Source organism: Planctomycetia bacterium (assembly GCA_034440135.1).
GTDB lineage: Bacteria > Planctomycetota > Planctomycetia > Pirellulales > JALHLM01 > JALHLM01.
In genome coordinates this window covers 36019-50021 of the sequence record JAWXBP010000072.1, presented here as the reverse complement: position 1 = coordinate 50021, position 14003 = coordinate 36019, and the positions used below count along the sequence as shown (strand labels likewise).

At 61.1% G+C, this 14003-nt stretch carries 12 protein-coding genes and 1 pseudogene; 5 read left to right on the top strand and 8 right to left on the bottom strand.

Annotated features, from left to right (window positions below; all coding sequences use genetic code 11):
- Positions 1-232 precede the first annotated feature (232 nt).
- On the top strand, positions 233-643 hold the full coding sequence (locus SGJ19_04110) for a BlaI/MecI/CopY family transcriptional regulator (protein ID MDZ4779418.1): 411 nt from the start codon (positions 233-235) through the stop codon (positions 641-643).
- A 36-nt stretch (positions 644-679) separates the two neighbouring features.
- Complete coding sequence (locus SGJ19_04105; GenBank protein MDZ4779417.1) at positions 680-2602, top strand: M56 family metallopeptidase; 1923 nt, start codon at positions 680-682, stop codon at positions 2600-2602.
- A 187-nt stretch (positions 2603-2789) separates the two neighbouring features.
- On the opposite strand, the gene SGJ19_04100 is transcribed toward SGJ19_04105, so the two are convergent.
- Positions 2790-4841, bottom strand: coding sequence for a trypsin-like serine protease (locus SGJ19_04100; GenBank protein MDZ4779416.1), 2052 nt, complete (start codon positions 4839-4841; stop codon positions 2790-2792).
- 231 nt (positions 4842-5072) lie between these two features.
- Between SGJ19_04100 and SGJ19_04095 the strand changes: the two genes are divergently transcribed.
- On the top strand, positions 5073-5957 hold the full coding sequence (locus SGJ19_04095) for a restriction endonuclease (GenBank protein MDZ4779415.1): 885 nt from the start codon (positions 5073-5075) through the stop codon (positions 5955-5957).
- A gap of 123 nt (positions 5958-6080) precedes the next feature.
- Here the strand turns inward: SGJ19_04095 and SGJ19_04090 are convergent, their stop codons facing one another.
- The 3 genes from SGJ19_04090 to SGJ19_04080 form a co-directional block, all read right to left on the bottom strand.
- Positions 6081-6629: a hypothetical protein gene (locus tag SGJ19_04090; protein MDZ4779414.1), complete on the bottom strand. Its 549-nt coding sequence runs from the start codon at positions 6627-6629 to the stop codon at positions 6081-6083.
- A 12-nt stretch (positions 6630-6641) separates the two neighbouring features.
- On the bottom strand, positions 6642-6863 hold the full coding sequence (locus SGJ19_04085; GenBank protein ID MDZ4779413.1) for a hypothetical protein: 222 nt from the start codon (positions 6861-6863) through the stop codon (positions 6642-6644).
- A gap of 204 nt (positions 6864-7067) precedes the next feature.
- Complete coding sequence (locus tag SGJ19_04080) at positions 7068-9026, bottom strand: S9 family peptidase (GenBank protein ID MDZ4779412.1); 1959 nt, start codon at positions 9024-9026, stop codon at positions 7068-7070.
- Positions 9027-9321: 295 nt separating this feature from the next.
- Between SGJ19_04080 and SGJ19_04075 the strand changes: the two genes are divergently transcribed.
- Positions 9322-10026, top strand: coding sequence for a DUF1003 domain-containing protein (locus SGJ19_04075; protein ID MDZ4779411.1), 705 nt, complete (start codon positions 9322-9324; stop codon positions 10024-10026).
- A gap of 2 nt (positions 10027-10028) precedes the next feature.
- Here SGJ19_04075 and SGJ19_04070 read toward each other — a convergent pair whose 3' ends face one another.
- The 4 genes and pseudogenes from SGJ19_04070 to SGJ19_04055 all read right to left on the bottom strand — a co-directional run bounded on the left by SGJ19_04070 (position 10029) and on the right by SGJ19_04055 (position 13209).
- A complete protein-coding gene (locus SGJ19_04070) occupies positions 10029-10517 on the bottom strand; it encodes an MgtC/SapB family protein (protein MDZ4779410.1) in 489 nt (162 codons plus the stop codon).
- Positions 10518-10610: 93 nt separating this feature from the next.
- Positions 10611-11123 (bottom strand): hypothetical protein, encoded by a 513-nt coding sequence (locus tag SGJ19_04065; GenBank protein ID MDZ4779409.1) that lies wholly within the window; start codon positions 11121-11123, stop codon positions 10611-10613.
- Positions 11124-11417: 294 nt separating this feature from the next.
- Positions 11418-11765 (bottom strand): P-II family nitrogen regulator, encoded by a 348-nt coding sequence (locus tag SGJ19_04060; protein MDZ4779408.1) that lies wholly within the window; start codon positions 11763-11765, stop codon positions 11418-11420.
- An 863-nt stretch (positions 11766-12628) separates the two neighbouring features.
- A pseudogene (locus tag SGJ19_04055) lies at positions 12629-13209 on the bottom strand (aminodeoxychorismate/anthranilate synthase component II).
- A gap of 239 nt (positions 13210-13448) precedes the next feature.
- Between SGJ19_04055 and SGJ19_04050 the strand changes: the two are divergent.
- Entirely contained in the window at positions 13449-13997 is a 549-nt protein-coding gene (locus SGJ19_04050; protein MDZ4779407.1) for an HIT domain-containing protein, read from the top strand.
- The last annotated feature ends 6 nt before the right edge of the window (positions 13998-14003 follow it).

The following is a 14003-nucleotide window of genomic DNA, read 5'->3' as shown; positions in this document are numbered from 1 at the left end:
TGTGGGAGGCGTCTCCGACGCCGACGGGGCTGCCTGTTTTCACAAGCAAAGCGCCCTGAAATGCAGCGCTCGCGTCCGTTTCATCGGCGTCGGAGACCCCTCCCACAGTCGAAAGCTGATTCACCCTGAGAATTCTTTTCGCCGCTCTTGACTTGTCTACACCGCGTAGATAAGATGCCGCTGTTGACATGATGTAAACAAGCGGCCTTCTGTTTCAGGAGCGGTTATCCCCATGTCTCCCGATGCCAGGGCGTCGATTAGCGACGCCGAACGCGAGGTCATGCTTGCGCTTTGGGACCACGGGGCGGGTTCTGTGCGCGAGGTGCATGAGCGGTTGACCGGTGCGGCGCTGGATTGGGCGCGGTCGACCGTGATTACGCTGCTGCAGCGGCTGGAGAAGAAGGGTTACGTCGCCAGCGACAAGTCCGGTTTCGCCTTTGTGTTCCGCGCCTCGGTCTCGCGCGAGGAACTGCTCGTACAACGTATGGGCGAACTGGCCGACGACCTCTGCGACGGCCAATGGGCCCCGTTGTTGTTGGCGTTCACCGAGCGGCAGAAGCTGAAGCCGAAGGAGATCGCCGAATTGCAGAAGCTCGTGGAACAACTTTCTGCGCGCTTGGCGGAAGAGCGGAAAAAACGCTAGGGCGGCACAACTCAAGTTCGAAACCGCGGGTCGACCATGAACGCACTGCTTTGGTGGCTGGCGCAGAACACCGTTTCCGTCGCACTGTTGACGCCGTTTGTGTGGGCGGCGTGTTGGCTTTTTCGTTCGCGACCGGCGGTGCAACATCTGTTGTGGATGTTGTTGCTGTTGAAACTCGTCGCGCCGCCGCTGGTGCGTTGGCCCTGGTCGGCGCAAGACGCCATCCGTTCCGCGCGCTCCGCATGGTGCGACGATTCGCAGCAGATTGCGGTGGTCGCCTCTCACGATGCCACGCCATTCACAGTAGAGATGGAAGCGATTGATTTGCTGGCCGACGCGGAACTGGCGGCCTTGCAGCCCACGGCAGTTCAGATTGAACCCGTACACGGGCCAGGACCGACGGATTGGTCGATCTACATGCAATCCGCGTTCGCACTTTGGACGGTCGGCGCCTTGGCTGTGGCCGCGTTCGCGCTGCGCTCGATCGCGCGGCAATCGCACGTGCTGCGCACCGCCGGCGCTCCATCGCCAACTTTGGTCGTGGCGGTACGCCAAGCGGCGAAACGTCTGCGGGTTCGGCCGGTCGCCTCGGCGTTTTCTCAGCGAGTTGCGTCGCCGTTGATTTGCTGCCTGGGCCGTCCTCGGCTCGTTTGGCCGGACGCCTTGCGCGCGCCGGAAATCATCGTGGCCAGCGACGGTATCATTGCCCATGAGTTGGCGCACGTCGCGCGGCGCGACCATCTCGTGGTCTACCTGGAGCTCCTGGCGCTCGCGATGCATTGGTGGAATCCATTCGCCTGGTATCTGCGCCGGCAACTCCGCGAAACCCGCGAGTTGGCCTGTGACGCGATGGCACTCTCCGGCGCGGAACAGGCGCGCTCCGATTACGCGCGGCGGTTGTTGACGATGTCGACGACTTCCGCGCAACCGATGTCGCTTGCGCCGGCGTTCGGCGCAGGCACGTTTTCCCGACGCTTTTTGGAGAGGAGATTGACGATGGTCTTTGACAATCGCGCCAACGGACGCTTGTCGCTCGGCGGGCTGGCGCTCGCCGCGACGTTGGCGACCGTGGCCCTGCCCGGCCTGACTTGGGGCTACCCAGGGGCTGACAACGCGGAAACGGCGACTAGGGAATCCTCCACGGCCGCCACCAGTGCTGACGCGCCCCCGGCCCCGGAAGGCACTCCCACGACGACAGTCACGGTCGGCGAAGGCCTGCAAACGGTCGTGCCCGTGCTGAGCGAGATTCGTGGCATCCAGGAACTGTTCCTGGTCAGCCAAGCTGGTTCGGCGGATAACGTCGCGCAGAACGGCAATCAAAACGCAGATGCAGTCAGCGGCGCCACGGCAGTTTTGCAAGACGTGGCGCAATTCAACGCCGTGAAACGAGTCCCTGCGGCCCTGAAACTAGTCCCTGCGGCGGAGCAAACGATCAAGCTGCAGGACGGCTCGACAATTGAAATCCGCCGCACGGACGACGGCAACCTCGTGCTGACCGTCAATCAGAACGGTCAGCAGCCGCAAGCCATTCAACTCGGATTCGACATGCTTGTGAACAAGGTTCTCACTAAGTCAGCGGACACGTCTGAAGTCATGTTTGCCGAGCCGGCGCAAACGACCTCCCGCGAAGTATTGGGGGACGATCTCCGAACGCGAATCGAAGTCGCGCAGCCGGTGGCCGTCAATACGACGCAGATCGTTAAAGATTGGGATCCCAATGTCCTCGCCGGAGCGAGCGACGAAGACCTAGCGATGCTTCGGTCCGACGTGGAATTGGCGAAGGTCACTTTGGAAGAGAAGCAGACCGAAGTGGAAAATCGCCAAGGAAGGCGGGTACTCGGCCAGCAGAATGCGACTGGCCGAACTGGCCGTGAAGCGCGCCGCCATCGAGCTGAAGCGCTGCGAGGCCAAGCTATCGGCCGCCACGAAGCACCAGGAAGGAAACAAAAACTGGCATGAAGTATTGCAAATCAACTAGCGGCGCGAGCGCTGCCGCATGATTACAGTTTGCATCGCTTTGCTCCGGGACGCTATTCAGCGCGCTCGGAGCTTAGCCATTGGCAAACCGAGGAATCACGCACACCGACCCGCAGCGCCAGCGAGGGGGAGACGACTATGATTCCCGGCTTCGCATCGCGCTTAAAAATCACGTCGTCTTCCCCGCGCTTACGCGTCGGGTAAGTATCAGACACGCGGTCGCGGCGACGATCGCAAGCAGCCAACTCCCCGGCTCCGGCACCAGTCTGAAAGCGCCGCCACTCCGCCTCCCGAAGCTATTTCGCACGGCATTCAAGTCCGCCAGATCCACGCGGCCGTCGCCGTTCATGTCGCCGCGGCTCGTCGCCTCGCCGAAGTGACTGCGGACGTCGTTGAGGTCCCATATGGCCACGTCGAAATCGCGGATTGCGTCGCCTTCCAGTCGCCAGACGCCGCCCGGTCCTAGGAGGGTGAGCGAAACGGTATGCTCCTCGTATTTCAGTGAGTAATCCAGGCCCCACGGTAGATAGTCCCATTCGACATGGGAAAACTGCCCGCTGAATTCACCGGAAACGCTCATCAGCGTGACCACGCGATCGTCCAGCAGCGTGAAGCGCCTCGGCAGGGACAGGCGCAGCGTGCCGCCGATGGTCGCCGCGTCGTCCACCGTGAGCGCCGCGCCGGCGTCCTCCAGCAATAGCGCCGCCACGTCGATCGAGGTAGTTGCCGTTTCCGTCTGCACGAGCGAGCCATCGAGCACCGTCTGACTCGCCCCGATCGCCAATCGTCCCGCCTGAGTGAGCGTCGGCGTTCGCAACAGCGCACCCTCGCCTAGCGTCACCACTACGTTGGTCTCCACAAACAGCGGCGATGGCGATTCAAGCGATGCATTCGTTCCCAATTCAACGCTTGTCGCTCCGGCCGATCCCCACGCGATATTCTCCGTGATCAGCGACGCTCCGTCGGCAAGTTGAAAGCCGCCTTCCTGTATATCCAGCTGTCCGACGCTGTTCCCGGCGCCCGACAGCAGCATCATGCCAGCGCCGGCCTTTGCCACTTTCCCCGCGCCATTCAAGCCTCCATGAACCGCTGCTACGTGATTCGCCGCGACTTCCAACTTCGCGCTCGCGCCCGCGGCGATGCTCCAGTCGCCAAGTTGCAGATCGCCCTCCACCAGTTGGAAATCAACGTCGCCCGCGTCGAGCGTCCAGCGCTCCGCCTGTTGGTTCCCCGCCAGCGCCACGGCGTAGTCGTGCGGAAAGGCAAATCGCAGGTTCGCGCCGGCGCTCGGCGTGGCGGCGCTCGACCAGTTTTCCGGGTCCTCATAGGCCCCGCCGGTCGGATTCATCCAGTACGTATCGACCAGCTGTTGGTCGATCCAACTATTGAACCGCGTGACGCGCGTGCCGCCGGCGGCGTCGCCGTAGTTGTTGTCGACGCCTTCATCGAAGCTGAGGCCCACGGAATGCACGGCGTACAATCGCGCGCGGCCGTCATAGTCGATGTACCAGCCGCCACCGCTATCGCCCCCCGCGGTCTGATATTCCAAGTCCAGCGGCGCGGCGTCTCCCCAGAGGCTATCCGTCTCGTCCAAAGGATTGTCGAAATCGCTGAACAACATGAACTCCGGATAAGGGCGTTCGTTTTCATCCAAGATGCTTGTGCCGTTTCGATCGACGATATTCCGCCCCGCCCGCTTTGTGCCGTGCGTACCGACGATGGAGCCGGTCAATCCGGTGCCGGTCAGCCCGTAGCCGACGATCGTCGCTTCGGCCCCCAACGGCACAAGGTCCCGCATCCGTTGGGCAGGCGTCACCAGCTCGCTCGGCTCCGCGAGTTCGATCAGCCCGACGTCGTAGCCATTCGCGGCGGAACCGTTGAATTGCGGGTGAACAATCAACCGCTTGGCGTCCAGACTGACGCCGAAATTGCGGTAAAAAACGCTGTCGGTCGGCGTGTTCGTCAAACAATGGGCGGCGGTGAGCACCCAATTCGGGGCGATCAACGTCCCGGAGCAAAGGCGGCCGCTGCCGCCGATCATGGAACGCACCTGGCCAACCGCCTGATATTCCGGCAAATTTGCCAGAGCGCGGTACTCGGAGTCTGCACGATCGTGACGGATCACTCCGCCGGACAAATCCCCGGTAAAGGTTGCTGCGGCGACGCCAATGATCCAGCGGACGAGTCGCTGGCCGCGACGTGCCGCTCCCCGGCCACTCATCTACTTGCCCCAACAGCTGCCAAATCGACGATGCGATTCAAGGTGAAAAGGATACCGCGATTCTGCCTGCCGGTGGATGAGGTGTCAATGAATTTGCGATCAGAAACCGGCACAATTAACGCTGGTGACGGCCATGCGTCGCGGAATTAAACTGTTCTAGGCACGCACCCCCCGGTATCACCTCGCGGACGCTCGTTTCGCTACGGGAATTGCGCACGTCGTAGGTCGAATATGCACGTCGTTCCCCAGGATTTCGAGCTGGAGCGGCAACTCGAATTCGTCGAGGCGACCATCGCGCGCCTCGAACGCCAGCGGGATGAGATTTTCGAGCAGCAGCGGAAGCTCATCCAGCCCGGCTGGATTTCGCGTTGGCGCAGGCGTTACTTCCACGCCGCCGAGCGCTTTCGCTCCCCGGGCGAGCAGTATGAACTTTGGCCCTGGGGCGTGATGCTAGTCGTTCCGGCGACCTGCGCGGCGCCCGTGCTGATTGTCGCGCATCTGATCAGCGATTCCATGCTCATCGGCCTGGTGGCGTTCGCCGTGGCGGCGGGCCTGGCGGGCCTGACGTGCGCTGCGCTGCTTTTTTTTCCGAACCCGGGGCGGCTCGCCGCGCATCGCAAAGAGGAAGCCGCCGAGCAAGAAACCAGCGCGTCGATCGAACGCGCGCTGCAGGCCACGACGGAAAACCTGCGCAAATACGTCGTCGAGCGCGACGCCCTGCGGGCCGCGGCGAAAGCCCGCCGCACGCAGCTCCTCCGCCGCGATTGGCGCGCGCTGCGCGGCCAGGATTGGGTCGACTATCTGGCCGAAATGCTCCTGGCCCTCGGCGCGGTGGTGCAACTACAGCGTAAAAGCGCCGAGTCGGGCATCGACCTGATCGCCGAGTTCGGGCCTCATCGCGTGGCGATCCAGGCCAACACTTCGGAACGCACGATTCCCGACACGGCGGTGCGCGCGGTAGTCGCCGCGCAAAAGCAACGTCAATGCCACGCCGCGGCGATCATCACCAACGCCCGGTTTCATCCGTCGGCGGCGCGGTTGGCGACGGCGCAGCGTTGCTTGCTAATTGGAGCGGATGAGTTTGAGCGGTTTGCGCTGGGGGAGATAAGGTTGTAGTTCGATTTGTCGGGGCCACGCGGTAGGTCAGGCACCGTGGACGAAGGTGATGGCGCGGCCCGAAAGAGTATTCCGTCAACGTCCCAAATGATCGCCAGGGACGTGCCTGACATGGTGGCGGCGTCAACTCTGGCGCGCGATTTTCGTTCGTAGCACAATTGCAAGCGTCGCCGCCGCCAGGGTCGCGATGCTCAGCGTTGACGGCTCTGGAACGCTGGCGAAACTTGCGGTCAGGGTGAATGGCAAGCCAACGGTAGGAAGAATAGTCTTGCTCTCCGAACGAATTGTCCGAATTGCACCGAATTGCAGGCTCGACGGATAGTCATCGCCAGGAGAAAGTTCGAATGTCGGCAGCAGAGGAGGTCCGAACACAAATTCGATCACACCGGAAAAACTATTGGTCGTCTCATAAACCGTCGCCGAATACGTGAACCCGACCTCAACGAAAAGATTGTCGTCATAATTCGGAAAAATCGGAGATGATGTCCATACCCCGTCTTCGGAGTAGAATAATTGGGATGGCTCGAGATCCTCGTATCGCGAGATGTGACACGCAATTCGGTCCAAGTTGAACGTCTCATGATATGTGATCAATCCAGGCTCATTGTTGGGAAAGTCGTACGGCGGATACGTTTCAACATGTGTGTAATCGACCCTTGTGCTGCCCGCCATGTCGATTTCGTCTTAGACGAGCGACTGGATTGTGAACGTGTCGCTTACGTCATCGAGTACAGAATGCAGACTGGCGGGAATGCGGACAGCGTCGACGTATTGTCCGCCCAAACCACCGATTGTGATTGAGAGTCGTCCTGCCCACGAGCGATCCAAGCTGATCTGGCCGGCAATGCCAGACTGCGTCGACAGGACCGAGATGATAACCAACAGACCTAACGCACGAGCCAACATGGCGTACCCCACGGTGTTTGACGTTGCGGGACGCTAGGCTGCCTGACCGTCACGCCGCCGCGGCCCGTTCCAATCGCAGGGATAGCACGCCCGACCGCTGCTGACAAGTCTCCCGACCGTGTCATCTGCCCGACCGAAGGTCTCCCGTTCCGCGCATAACGCAGCCCCCGTGGCACGGTCGGGAGACCGTGCCACAACAATGGCTTACTTCTTCAACTCCGCCTCCAGGAACAGCGCGATCGCCGCGTTCAGGTAATCGCGGTTGTCTTTTTTCTGGAAGCCGTGGCCTTCGTTGTTGGCGTAGACGGTCCAGACGGGGCGGCCTTGGGTGCGGGCTTGGGCGGCCATTTGTTCGGCTTCGAAGAATGGGACGCGCGGGTCGTTTTTGCCGTGCGCGACTAGTAGCGCCGAGCGGATGTCGGCGACGCGGTTGCTGGGGTTGATCTTTTCGAAGTGGGCTCGCATCGCCGGGTCGCGTTCGTCGCCGTATTCGGCGCGGCGGAGGTCCTGGCGATATGGTTGCGTGCGCTCCAGGAAGGTGATGAAGTTGCCGATGCCGACGATGTCGACGCCGGCGCGGATGCGTTCCGGGAAATTCACCAGCGAGGCGAGCACCATGTAGCCGCCGTAGGAGCCGCCCATCACCGAGACGCGTTCGCCGTCGAGTTCCGGCTGGGCTTTGATCCAATCGAGCAGCGCGCCGATGTCCTTGACGCTTTCCTCGCGCTTCTCGGCGTTGTCGAGCGTGAGGTAGGTCTTGCCATACCCGGCCGAGCCGCGGACGTTCGGGGCCAGCACAGCGATGCCTTGTTCGACGGCGAAATATTGAATCAGGCCGTTGAAGAGCGGCGTGTACTGCGCCTCCGGCCCGCCGTGGATGTAGATCACGACTGGAGCGCGGGCGGCGGCGTCCTCTTGCTTCGGCCGGAAGTAATATGCCGGAATCTCGCGTTGGTCGAAGCTTTTGAAGCGAATGCGCGACGGGGCGATGAAGCGTTCGGGATTCAATCCGCCGGCTTCGCTGTAGGTCCATTGCACGAGATCGCCCGATTGCAGGTCGATCGAATAGGCGTCGCTCGGCGCGGTCGGCTTGCTGAGCGTGAAGCCGAGCCGGCTGCCGTCCGGGGAGAATTCCAATCCCGCGATGATCCCGAGCGGCGTCTCGATCTTACGAATCTGCTGGCCGTCGTAGAGATACAATTCGTTGGAGCCATCGACGTTCGCGGTGAACGCCAACACGCCGGTCTCGGGATCGACTTCGAGCGCGTCGATATCCCAGGCGATATCCTCGCTAAGCCAACGATACTCGCCAGTCGTCAAATCAACTTCCGCCAGTTGTTGAAACTCGCCGCGCGCATCGCAGGTGACGAAGGCCTTGGTCGCGTCCTGATTGAACGCCAAACTGCCGAACGCTACTTTGGCGCCAGGCGCGTTTTTCGACTCGTTCGGTAGAGGAAGCGGCTGCTTTTCGCCACTCTTGACGATCAAGAGTGCTGGGTGCGTTTCGTTGATTGAGACGTAGTGATTGATCAGCAGCTTCGAGCCGTCTTTCGACAATGAATTCAAGTTGTAGAATTCGCCGTTGGTTTGCATCACCATGCGCGATGAGCCCGGCGTGCGCGGATTGGCGACGTAGATATCGGTGTCGCGCCCATTTCGCAAATTGCTGCCGTAGACGAGTAGCGCGCCGTCTTCCTGCACTGGCCCCGGCACGTTGCGCGATTTGCCGTCAGTGAGCAGCGTAACTTTGCTGGCCTGGCGATCGAGCCAATAGAACTGGTCGTTTTCATTGCCCCCTTGGCTCATGACCACGAGCACGTCTTGATCCGACTTGCCGGGCAGAATCTTGCCGGAGGCCGGTTCGGGGAAAAACGTGATCTGCTCGCGCCGTCCGCCCGGCGTGTAGACGCGATGCAATTGATTCGTGTTGCCAAACCGCGTGGCGACGAGCATGCCGGCGCCGTCCGGCGACCAGCCTTGGAACGTGGCCGTGCGGACGTCCTGGTATTGCCGCATCCGCTCGAAGACCTCCGAGGGAATCACCGGCACTTCGGCCGTTTCCACGGCGGCTGGACGGGCGGGGTCCGCGTCCTGCGCGGGGGATTGCCAGGCGAAACCGGCCAAAAAAAGGAGCGCGACGAACGCGGAACGAGCGATCTGCATGATGCGAGCACCTTGATGAATGACGGCGAAAACCAGGAACCGGCCGGCAACTTGATAGGCATTAGAATTCGCCGCGCACCGCCGGGCAAGTCGCGCATTCGCACCAGCCGAGGCAGGAACGTCGGGCCCGATACTACGATCGCAAGTGCTTGGAAATCCTGGGTGGCTGGGGTCGAATGTACTCGCTCGCCCCCAGGTCTAGCGAGCTGGGGGCGAGCGAGTACATTCGACCCCAGCCACCCACCGTTATTGCCAACCCAAGCACCGCCGACTCGCCGAGCAAAAGAACGTCGCAATGCCCAATACTGAAACGTGCCAGGTCTGTGGGCAAGCCAAGCCAATCGGCGAGCTGACGCCGGGCGCGCTGGTCAGCCCGACGGTCGTGAAACTGATCGAGCAATCTGGCACGCGTTGGGCTGCAACCGGCTACATCTGCCAGACGGACCTGGACCGATTTCGCCACGAGTACATTCGCGACACCCTGGAAAGCGAGCGCGGCGAACTTTCGTCGTTGGAGAGCGAAGTCTTGCGCAGTTTGCGCGAGCAGGAATTGCTTTCGCAGAATCTGAACGAGGCATTTGATCGTGAATTGACGTTGGGCGAGCGCGTCGCGGACAAGGTCGCCACTTTTGGCGGCAGTTGGTGGTTCATTAGTTCGTTCGCGGCGGTTTGTGTGGCTTGGATGGCGGTGAATGCGATGCTCTTGACCAAGCCATTCGATCCCTTTCCGTTCATTCTGCTGAACCTGGCGCTATCGTGCCTGGCGGCGGTGCAAGCGCCGTTGATCCTGATGAGCCAGCGACGGCAGGAAGACCGCGACCGGATGCGGGCGGAACACGACTACCGCGTGAACCTCAAGGCGGAACTCGAAATCCGCCATTTACATGCCAAGCTCGATATGCTGCTCACGCACCAATGGCAACGGCTGTTGGAGATTCAGCGCATCCAACTCGACGTCTTGCAGGAAGTGCAACGAGCATTACCGCCGCGGAAGGAGTGAACTTAGGCGTGTTGCTTCGGCTTCGTTTCTTCCGGCGGCAGATTGTCGTCCCGTAATGGATCGGCGACGCCGTCGAGCGGATAAAGAATCAGCCACGCCAACACGGTCGCCACGATCGCTGAGCCGATGAAGCCGGCGCCGGCGGTGAAGCCGATCCCGGCTGTCGTCCAGCTGCCGGCCGCTGTCGTGATGCCGCTGATGCGTTTGGCTGATTCTTGCTTGAGGATTGCACCTGCGCCCAGAAAGCCAATGCCCGCGGTAATCCCCTTCACGATCTCGCCCACGCTGGCCGCGCCGGATTGCAACGGAATGGCCGTGAACAGCGCCGAGCCCAACGCGACCAACATATGGGTGCGAAGTCCGGCCTGTCTTCCGCGGGCTTCACGTTCCAAGCCCAGGATCGCCGCCAAAGCGCACGCCACGACGAGGCGAACTGACAGTTGCCCGAGCTGCGCGAAATCCGGTGACGTAATTCCGAGTTGTTCCCACATAGCCGTCAACTTCTTGGTGAGGGGAGCGTTGTTCTAACAGCGCAAGAAAAAGCCCCGCGCTTGGCAGGGCTGATTCGGTTGGTCTCCGCGATCTTACGGCGTGATCGCGCGGAAGAAATTTCGGATCGGCTGGCCCGGGTAGTACACCTTCGTGCTGACCACCGCGCCAGGATAGTAGTACGCGCTGACCGGCTGAGCGTACGACACCACCGGGCTATAGGCGACGACCGGGCTGTAAGCGTAGTTGACGACGGGGCTGTACGTCGTCACGGGCCGGTAAGCGGTCACGGGCACGGCATAGCTGGTCGCCGCGCGATAGGTCGTCACCGGCGTGGCGTAATTCACCACCGGGCTGTAGGTCGTCGTGTAGGTCGGCGATGCCGTCACGACTGGGCTATAATTCGTCACGGGACGCCAAGCCTCGACGGTGGTCGCCGTGGTCGTTCCTTCGAGGATCGGCGAATACGTAACGACTGTCTCCGACGGGACTGTGGTGACGGTCGATTCGACGATCGGACTGTAGACCTCGACCGCCGATTGCGCCGAAGCGGCGCCGCCCGTGAAGCTCAGGCCCAAGACGGCCGCCAACAGAAGCGTGTTTTTCATGGTAGCAATTCCTCGCAAGTAGCCGTTCTCAGCGTGCCCCAATTTGCGCCACGCGCACCGACGTTCCCCAAACATACGTTAGGGCGATGGCTGTCGGTTCATTGGTAAGCGAAACTTGAGCCAATTCTGGGCCAAATCTCGTGGAATTATCCGCGTGATCTGTCGCCGATCAAGCGACGGAATTCGATTTTGCCGCGGATTCCGAGAATAACGCGATAAGCTGCGCAGGCGGTATGGGTTGCGAAGGTTCGGCAACCATTGCGGAGCGAAATCGGCTGGTCGCGATGCGACCGGCTAGATGGCTTCTTTGCCGCGCTCGCCCGTGCGGATGCGAATGCAATCCTCCAGCGGCAGCACGAAGATCTTGCCGTCGCCGATATTGCCGGTTTCGCCTGAACGGCCGCCCTTGATGATGGCGTTTACGGTCGGTTCGACGAAATCGTCGTTGACGGCGATCTGGAGCTGTACCTTGCGGAGTAGGTTGACCGTGAATTCGTGGCCGCGGTAGACCTCGGTGTGCCCTTTTTGCCGGCCGAAGCCCTGCACGTCCATCACCGTGAGCCGGAACACCTCGACTTCCGTCAATGCGGCCTTCACGGCTTCCAAACGGCTCGGCTGGATGATGGCGATAATCAGCTTCATGACAAAGAGCGAAACCTGTCGGCGGAATGCGAACTTGGCAAAGCGTCTAACTGATCGTAGCCCACCAGCGCGGCAGGCTCAAGGCGAAGTGGTAATGAAGGCGGCCTGACGCATGGCTGGGATGCCCAAGTCGTCAGGCCGCGTTCATCGTTCGGTCTCCGCAGCGGGTGTCCAATCCGCTGCACCAACGCGGCATCCAGAAAGAAAGAAGCCCCTGGCTTGGATGGACTAGGCGGAGCGTCCATCCAAGCCAACGGGGCAACCTTCTGGCCCAGGCAAGAGCCAAGCCTCGTCAGACACCGCCGGACCACCCGGCGGTCGGAGTAGGGAGAATGCGTTCGTCTCGTCTTCTTGTTTCCAGGAGCGACGCGGATCAGCGAGCGAGGCGCCTCGCTCGCTATCCGCGCATCGCGCGCCCACGGCACAGCAGAAAAGCAAGCGATGTGCCGAACTTGAGAGTGATTCGGAACATTTTCTCAAGTTGCTGTTGGCTAACGACTTGTGACGTGCCGTCAAGTCAGCAGGCCATTGAGAACGCCGTGCCATGCCAAGGCTGCCGCGAAGAGATTAAGCAGACCCTGTTCATTGTCTGGGCACAGTGATGCAATCGCTTTAGTCCATGTGACAGACCTCGACGGACTATCTTCTCTTTATTCGGGAATCCGGAGGCAACCACGAAAAATACGAAAGGCACGAACGCGATTTAAAGCAGGGGCGTCGTCGAAAGAACCGACTAGATGTCGGCTCGAAAGTCGGCCATGGATTGGCCACCACAACCGTGCCAAATATCCAAGACGTTCGTGTCTTTCGTGCCTTTCGTGGTTCCTTCCGAGATGTGAGGAACGCGCAGTCACAGACCTCGGCTAAAGCAGGATGAAGCGGCGGAGGAGTTCGATGCCGCAATCCGTGAGGAAGCTTTCCGGGTGAAATTGCACGCCGTGCAGTGGATACCGCTTATGGCGGACCCCCATGATTTCCCGGCCGACATCTGGGGAATCGCACCAGGCGCAGACTTCGAAATCGTCGCTCAGCGTCTCAGGCCGAATAATCAGGCTGTGATACCGCGTGGCCCGGAACGGGTTTTCTAAGCCCTGGTAGAGGCCACGGTTGTCGTGATGTACGAGGTCGGTCTTGCCGTGCATCAGTTTCGGCGCACGGACGATTTCCGCGCCAAACGCTTCGCCGATCGATTGATGCCCCAGGCAAACGCCCAGGATCGGCAGTTGTGGGGCGAAGCGTTCGATCGCCGCGCACGAAATGCCCGCCTCTTTCGGCGTGCAAGGCCCAGGCGAAACGATCAAATGGGTCGGTTTGCGGGCGGCGATCTCGTCGACGGTGATCTGGTCGTTGCGATGCACTTCGAGCTCGATCGCCGGGTCGATTTCTCCCAACCGCTGCACGAGGTTGTAGGTAAAGAGTCGTAGTTATCGATGAGCAGAATCATGGTCTCAGGCTAATCGGGGAGTGAAATCGGTTCAAGCGGAAGGTGCGAACGCGGTGAGTCGCGAACAGATCAATCGTCGTCCAAGCCCAGGGAAGGCCCTAGAGATCGAGGGCGATGGAACGATCTTCGGTGGCCTTCCCTGGGCTTAGCGGCCATCAATGCGGATTGCCGCAACCCTTGCCGCTCCAAGCGGCGGGGGGTAGATTCGCGCACAACTTGATTCCGTCGACAGGATACCCATGACCCGTCTCGAACAACTTTGGGCCCCCTGGCGATTGGGCTACATCAAAGGCGAAACCGAAGCTCCCGCCCGGGCGACCGCGGAGCTGAATTGGTTGCCCGGCGCCGATCGGGAATGTTTTATCTGTCGCGGGGTGGCCGATCGGGCGGATCGCGAACACCAGATCGTGCGGCGCGGCGAGGCGGTCGTGACCGTTCTGAATCGCTATCCGTACAACAACGGCCACCTGCTCGTCGCGCCGCTGGCCCACAAAGCCCGCCTCGACCAATTGACGGCGGCCGAACATCTCGGCCTGATGCAAGAAATCACGGCGATGGTCTCCTTGATCGAAAAGTTGATGAACGCGGAGGGCTTCAACATCGGCGTTAACTTGGGACGAGTCGCCGGCGCCGGCCTGCCGGGCCATCTGCACTGGCACATCGTGCCGCGCTGGAACGGCGACGTGAACTTCATGCCGGCTCTCGCCGGGGTGAAATCGATCCCACAATCCCTCGACGCCCTCTGGGAAATCCTCACCGAATCACTGAGCCAAGAATCCGCACATTGAATTGAA